Annotated in this window: 8 protein-coding genes; all 8 read right to left on the minus strand. The window is 62.7% G+C overall.

The window, feature by feature from the left end; genetic code table 11:
• Window positions 1-9: 9 nt before the first annotated feature.
• Entirely contained in the window at window positions 10-192 is a 183-nt protein-coding gene (locus ACWKY3_RS00030; protein ID WP_449314372.1) for a hypothetical protein, read from the minus strand.
• Window positions 193-686: 494 nt separating this feature from the next.
• Window positions 687-977: a HigA family addiction module antitoxin gene (locus tag ACWKY3_RS00035; protein ID WP_449314373.1), complete on the minus strand. Its 291-nt coding sequence runs from the start codon at window positions 975-977 to the stop codon at window positions 687-689.
• Window positions 978-1,042: 65 nt separating this feature from the next.
• Window positions 1,043-2,245, minus strand: a complete 1,203-nt coding sequence (locus tag ACWKY3_RS00040; protein WP_449314374.1) for a PstS family phosphate ABC transporter substrate-binding protein — start codon at window positions 2,243-2,245, stop codon at window positions 1,043-1,045.
• A 131-nt stretch (window positions 2,246-2,376) separates the two neighbouring features.
• Window positions 2,377-3,489 carry a radical SAM family heme chaperone HemW gene (hemW, locus tag ACWKY3_RS00045; protein WP_449314375.1) on the minus strand — a complete coding sequence of 371 codons (1,113 nt, stop codon included), beginning with the start codon at window positions 3,487-3,489 and terminating at the stop codon, window positions 2,377-2,379.
• Between the two features lie 210 nt (window positions 3,490-3,699).
• Entirely contained in the window at window positions 3,700-3,993 is a 294-nt protein-coding gene (locus tag ACWKY3_RS00050; protein ID WP_449314376.1) for a type II toxin-antitoxin system YafQ family toxin, read from the minus strand.
• Window positions 3,990-4,262: a type II toxin-antitoxin system RelB/DinJ family antitoxin gene (locus tag ACWKY3_RS00055; protein ID WP_449314377.1), complete on the minus strand. Its 273-nt coding sequence runs from the start codon at window positions 4,260-4,262 to the stop codon at window positions 3,990-3,992. The genes ACWKY3_RS00050 and ACWKY3_RS00055 overlap by 4 nt, the downstream gene beginning before the upstream one ends.
• Window positions 4,263-4,494: 232 nt before the next feature.
• Complete coding sequence (gene dusB, locus ACWKY3_RS00060; protein ID WP_449314378.1) at window positions 4,495-5,472, minus strand: tRNA dihydrouridine synthase DusB; 978 nt, start codon at window positions 5,470-5,472, stop codon at window positions 4,495-4,497.
• Window positions 5,473-5,481: 9 nt separating this feature from the next.
• Window positions 5,482-6,012 (minus strand): nitroreductase family protein, encoded by a 531-nt coding sequence (locus tag ACWKY3_RS00065; protein ID WP_449314379.1) that lies wholly within the window; start codon window positions 6,010-6,012, stop codon window positions 5,482-5,484.
• Between the last annotated feature and the right edge of the window lie 73 nt (window positions 6,013-6,085).

The following is a 6,085-nucleotide window of genomic DNA, read 5'->3' on the forward strand; positions in this document are numbered from 1 at the left end:
CGCAAGCCTTCAAGCCGTGCGGGCGGCGCGCGCTGTCACGAAGCGGCCCGGGTCGTTGAGTATGTCGAAGCCTGCGGGCGTGGCGGAGCATGCTAGCGTGAGGTTGCAAGCGCGGGCAAGCTCAACCGTGCGGATGATTTCGATCTTTCCGAATGGGCGCAAGATCCCATAGACCACGTCATTGCCATCCACGCGGCCCCTTCAAAGCGCGCTAAGCCGCGACAACGATGTTTGGGAGCGCTCTACCCTATCGCGACAACGGGAAGCGGATCGTTTCCCAACCCCTGGCGCAATCTCTTAGCGTCAGAGGTTTTAGGGGACGGCAGCGGTTGGGCGTGATACGATGGCGGTGGTGCTTCGTTGCATCCGGGCAGCCCTGAAGGGGGGTGCTTGCCATGGATCCACAGACCGTTTTGGCGCTTTGCGCCATATTCTCTGTTGTTCTTGGCATTGTCGGCATAAGCCAACGCCGCAAATAGCGGCGTTTTTTGGCAAATGCTGGCAGAAAGGAGGTGGCGAACAGCTGAGTGGAAAGAGAAAACCCCGCGCGCTTTGACCGGCTGCGGGGTTTGAACCGAAACGATGCTGCCCGGTTAGGCGGGGCACCGCTTGGTTTGCATCTTAGCACATGGAATGGAATCCGGCTAGAGTTGTGATTTTAGAGACGGCGTAACTTTGACAGCCCCTTATCCCCGTCTTCTGTCACCCTCGAGCGAATCCCATAAGTCAACACTGCGCTGCAAGTTGAGCCAGTACTGCGGCGAGGTACCGAACAACTCTGAGAGCCGCAGGGCCATGTCCGAACTCACGGCGCGTCGTTCGCGCACGAGCTCGTCCACCAACTGCCGCAACACCGAGAGGCGTCGGGCCACTTCGGGCACGCTCATCCCGTAGTCGTCCATAAACTTCTCACGCAGCGCCTCACCCGGATGCGTCGGTGTGCGCGCGACAATCAGCGTGCCTCTTCTCTCGCCCATAGCGGCCCTTGCAATGACGATCGCGCAGTTCAACGTCGTAGGCATCCTCCCCCTCGAACCGGAGGCTACTCCTGCACGCAGGCGTAACCGGAGGCTTCTACGAGGGACTGACCTTCCTCGGAGCGCATCCATTCAAGGAATCGGGCAAGATTCTCGTCATCGTCGCCTTTGCGCGTGACGGCGTAGAAATCGCTTGCCAGCGGGTAGTCGCCTGCTGCCACAGCCTCGGGCGTAGGAGCCGCACCCTCGATGGCGAGCAGCTTGATGTTGTGCTCCCCCACCAAATCGGTGGCGTAATAGCGAAACGAGTACCCGATGGCGTCCGCGCCGTTGTCGTAATCGGCGATGGAGCGCACGATGCCGCTCATGGTGTCGACATGCAGTTCCTCGAGCGCGTCGGCAAGCGGCACGCCTTCCATGAAGCGCAGCATCTGAGACTGCGAGCCCGACCCCTCGTTGCGCTGATAGGCCACGATGGGCGCGTCGTTGCCGCCCACCTGGCTCCAGTTCGCAATGCGGCCGGAGTAGATGCCCTTCGCCTCGTCAATAGTGAGACTGCTTACCGGATTGTCACCGTTGACAAAGAAGACGAACGCCTCCCTCCCGATGGGCGTGTAGGCGAACTCCACCCCGCGTTCCGCAGCGTAGGCTGCCTGCGCATCGCTTGGCTTCGTGCCGAGGAACACGTCCGTGTGCCCGTCGGCAAGCGCCTCGAAGCCCGCGCTGCTGTTGTTATATTGGAAGGTGCTGGCAAGCGGATCGGACGCTCGCTTCTCCTCATCTTCCGCATAGGCGATGGTCGTGGCCTCCTGCGGGTAGACCGCCGTCACGAACGCCGAGGCCACGGGCAGAAGCGCCGAGGCGCTGTCGATGCGCGGGAGCGGTTCGGCGGATCCGAAGGAAAGCGACGCTTCGCCGTCAAGCCGCGCCACGAGCGGCCCGTCGAAGGGAACATACGCATAGTAGTCAATGTTCTCCGTCACGCGCACGCCCTCCTCGGAGGACTCCTGCACAACGACGTTGCGCATCTCGAAAGCGTAGACGCCCGCACCCGCAACCACGAGCACGCTCGCCAAAATCAGGCAGGTCGCGCGCACGCGCACGTTCGAGAAGCCCCACAAAAGGACGATCGCAAGAACGCCGAGCATAAGGGGTATGGAAACGAGGAAGGCGTTGACGGCAAGAGGGGTGAGCAGCAGCACGAGGCATGCGAGAGGGGCGCCAAGCGCAAACAGCACCGTGATCAGGATGCGCAGGAACGTCGCCATGCAAGATGATCGGCCGCCCCTCCACGGTGCTTCGGCAGAATCCATCACGTCCCTCCATCCATCGCTTCGGCAGACCGCCTCAGGATAGCACAACCGCGCACGAGCGCGTCCAAGGAGCTTCGACTCCCCCGCTATGGCGCCAAAGCGTACAGACGGCCGTAGAGGTCGTTTCCGCAGAGCCAGCCGCGTTCGGTGGGTCGGAAGCGGCCGCCCTCGTGAACGACGAGGCCCTGGCTTGTGAGGTCAGCCAGCGCCTCGGGGGCGTCGGGCAAGAACGCCGCGGCGCGGGCGACCTGGTCGTCGGACACCCCGCGCGTCATGCGCATGCCCAGCATGAGGTCCTCTGCGGCCATCTGACGCGCATCCAAGTCGTCGGTCACCCGCCCGTCCTGCACGCGCATACGCCGCTCGGCATTCTGGGTCATGGTGGCGGCCGACCGTCCCAGCCCCAGGTACGGAACGCCCGTCCAGTAGGCGATGTTGTGGCGGCACTCGAACCCCTCCCGCGCGTAGCTTGCCACCTCGTAGCGCGCAAAGCCCGCCTCGGCCAGCACGCGCGCCGCAATCTCCATGTGCGCAGCCTCCGCGTCGTCGTCGGGTTCGGGCATTTCGCCGGACAGCACCGCGGCATCGAAGGGCGTATGCGGCTCGATGGTTAGCGGATACACGCTCACATGCGTCACCCCCAACGCCACGGCCTCGCGCACGCTCGCCTCGAAACTCTCCGCGCTCTGACCGGGAATCCCGCACATGAGGTCCACGCTCACGTTCTCAAAGCGCGTCTGCGCCGCCGCCACTGCGCGCCGCGCGCCGTCGGCGTCGTGCGCACGACCGAGCACGGCCAGCACCGCATCGTCGAAGCTCTGCACGCCGATGGAGAGCCGATTCACCCCCAACGCCCATACATCGCGCACCATACGCTCGGTGAGGCTTTCCGGGTTCGCCTCCATCGTGCACTCCACGTCAGGTTCGAGCCGCATAGAAAGTGAGAGCGTGTACAACAGCATCGACAAACGCGAAAGCCCCACGTGAGAGGGTGTCCCACCGCCGAGGTACACCGTCTCAAGCGCCCCCAGCTCACCCTCGCGCGCCTTGCGCCGAATCTGCAGGCACAGATCCTCCACGTATGCGTCGATACGCGCATCGTCTGCCGCCATGGCCTCGGTAGCGAAGTCGCAGTACCCACACCGCTTCACGCAAAACGGCAGATGCAGGTAAAGCGCTTTGTAGGGGTCATGCGGCACGGGAATGCTCCTTTTGCTCTTCGAAAGACTAAGCGAGGGCGCCAAGTTGCAAGGAAGCAGCGCCATCGACTGCATGGTACCACAAGCCATAAAACGCAGAGACGCAGGCCCCGCAGCCGGACAACCATCTTTATTCCCCTGCCAAACCGCACCTTCTATTCCGCTTCCATTCCCAATGCAATCGAAAACCACATACCGACAATTCGTTTGCTATCGAAATATCTCGTCGTGCGTTCCGATTCTTTGAAAAAAGGCAACTCCGTCGTGCTCCCGCCAGACAACAAGCCAGTCGCCAGCATTCGCAACATGGTATTCACTACTTCCCTTCCAAGCTCCTTTGAGGCTGTGCATACGGTGGCGCCTCCGCAATTCTTCGCGCGAATCGGCCGTATTCTCAATGATGAGATCAATGACGTTCAGCAGATCGTGCTCGTTAAAGCCCCGTTTTCTGATTCTTTTCAGGTCTCGCGCAAACGATGGCGTGAATGTCGCTTTGAGTCTCATGATTGAGCCTTGGCAGCGTCGAGCAAGGAAGAAGCATCGTCATAGAGATCGTAGTCTCCTGATGCAATTGCCGTATCTGTTTCCGCTATCGCACGAAGACTCTCCTCATTCGGCTCATATGCCCGAAGATTCAAGGGAATAGCATGCTCACGAACCATCTGGCTGTAAAAAGCCCGCGTAACCGCCCCAAGATCAAACCCGTAATACTCGGCAACCTCGGATGCTTGCGATTTAAGATCGTCACTCAGTCTTAGCGTGAGCGTAGCCATGCTTCCTCCTTGTAACACATTTCTATAGAATAGCGCATATGAAGTATTTTAACTTCAAATGACTTCAATTGATAGACTGCAAAAGCATCGTTTGACTATATGAGACGCTCTTCAAAATACCTATTCTCCAAACAATGTTTCTACACGAGAAACTATCCCTGTAATCCATTTCAGAAAATACGACCTGTGACATATTTTCTGAAATGGAGCGATTTGCAAATGTAGAAGTTTTCTAACCCGCATGCTCCAGCAGCTCGTCGAATACGCGGTCGAAGTCTTCGGGGGTGGTGCAGGCATTGATGCGGGCGCGGGCGGCGGATGCGCCGGGGAGGCCGGTGAGGTACCACATGGCGTGCTTGCGCATGCGCACGATGTTCTTGCCCTCGCGATCGGCAAGCAAGCGCGCGTGGCGGCGCGCCATGGCCACGCGCTCGGCCGCTGTGGGCGGCGCAGGCTCGGGCAGCCCCGCAAGCGCGGCTTTGGCCTGGGCGAACACCCATGGGTTTCCCTCGGAGCCACGCGCGATCATCACGGCGTCGCACCCCGTGCGCGCCACCATCGCCGCAGCGTCAGCGCCACCTCGCACATCGCCGTTGCCGATGACGGGCACGTCTACAGCCTCTTTCACCCGCGCGATTACGCCCCAGTCGGCGCTGCCGCGGTAGAGCTGCTCGGCGTAACGCCCGTGCACGGTCACAGCCGCCGCGCCCGCGTCCTCCATGCGGCGCGCGAACTCCGGCGCCGTCTCCTCCTCCTCGGCCCAGCCGCGCCGAAACTTCGCCGTCACCGGATGCTCGACGGCTCGCACGACGGCGCGCACGATGGAGGCCGCCAGCTCCGGGTCCTTCATAAGGGCCGACCCGTCGCCCTTCGACACGATCTTGCGCGCCGGGCAGCCCATGTTGATGTCCAGGTACGCCAGCGCCTCTCCCAGCTCGTCTTCCACCCATGCGGCCTGCGCCGCCATCGTGTCCGGCTCGTGGCCGAACAGCTGCACGGCCACGCGCTCCTCCCCCGGCGCGAGGGCCAGGAGGTGCCGCGTCTTCTCGTTGGCGTAGGAAAGCCCCTTCGCCGACACCATCTCCGTGTAGGCGAGGTCGGCGCCCTGCTCGCGGCACAGCGTGCGAAACGCCTCGTCGGAAACGCCCGCCATGGGCGCGAGCAGAAGCGGGCAGCGCGAGAAGAACGCCGAGAAGTCGAACGGGGGCATGGCGGAGGCTTACCCTTCCACCCAGATAACGGAGCTTCTGCGCTCGTGCGCCGCGCCCGCGCCCCCTTCGGCGGCGTAACCGAGCGCGCAAACACCGTGCACTTCGGCGTCCACCGGCACGCCGAGCGCGTCCAGCTCGGCGCGGACGGCAGGCTCGTCGCAGATGCCCTGCAGCTGGTTGATCCACACGCTGCCGATGCCGAGCGAATGCGCGGCCAGAAACATGTTCTCCAGCGCGCAGCCGTCGTCCTCACGACCGAACTCGGCACCCTTAGCATGCGCCACGATGACGATGCTCTGCGGCGCGTACATGTCGTAGGCATCGAGCCCGAGCGCACGCCGCATGGCCTCGGCCAGCCGCGCGATGCGCGCCCGGCTGTCCACCCCCACGAACGTCCACTCCTGCCGGTTGCGCGCCGACGGGGCCCACTGCCCGCGCGCCACGATGGCCTCCAAGTCCTCGCGCGGGATGGCGCGCTCCTTAAACGCGCGCACCGAGCGCCGCCCGAGGATGCCCTCGATCACGGGATTCGTCTTCACGCCCTGCTCCTCTCGCCGACCGAAAACCGCAAAACTACAAAGACAGGCTGCCGAGCGCCGCCGCGATGGCGGC

The organism is Rubneribacter sp., assembly GCF_965361815.1.